Source organism: Ornithinimicrobium cerasi (assembly GCF_003702705.1).
GTDB classification, from domain to species: domain Bacteria; phylum Actinomycetota; class Actinomycetes; order Actinomycetales; family Dermatophilaceae; genus Ornithinicoccus; species Ornithinicoccus cerasi.
The window spans coordinates 1-554 of sequence record NZ_QZMN01000084.1 but is presented as its reverse complement, the minus strand read 5'-3'; the positions used below and the strand labels follow the sequence as shown (position 1 = coordinate 554).

Annotated in this window: 1 protein-coding gene; it reads right to left on the bottom strand. The window is 34.8% G+C overall.

Annotated features, from left to right (window positions below; genetic code table 11):
• The coding region (locus D4B81_RS17915; RefSeq protein ID WP_161965309.1) for an HAD hydrolase-like protein at positions 1-182 on the bottom strand (182 nt) is incomplete at its 3' end.
• Positions 183-554 lie beyond the last annotated feature (372 nt).

The window sequence follows — 554 nt, the reverse complement described above, 5'->3', positions numbered from 1 at the left end:
TTCATTTTCTCTTTCTGGTCACTAGAAACATTATAGTAGTCTAGTGCACGTGAGTATGAAATCTTTAATTTTTTATAAATCTCCTGTTTATCTATCTCTTCTCCAAGTACTAGAGAGAGTATTTTGGTATAGGCAGGATATGTATTAAAAAGTGTTCCGTCAAAGTCCCATAAAATATTCAATTAAATCACCCTTTCTATTCCATTTTATCACAAGAATGTGGTAGCCATACTCTTGTTTTCTTTGTATACTCCATACACTATCAGTTAACATAACGTCTCATTATCGGTAGTGAAGACAAAGGCGGATCCCTATTCCCACAAGGAATCCGCCTTTGTCTTTTTCTATGATTCTATGCATTTTTTTATACATTCCTATTATGGCGGGCTTTTCGGCCTCCCCATAGTTCCTTATGTCTTCCGATTTTTTGCATAAAATCTTGCATACTCTTAGCGTGGTTTTTTTCAAAATGCTGGTGGTACTCCTTAATAACAAGTTCATAGAATGTTGATTTTATAAATCAAAAGAGAGGGGAACCTATGTAGTGCTACTTG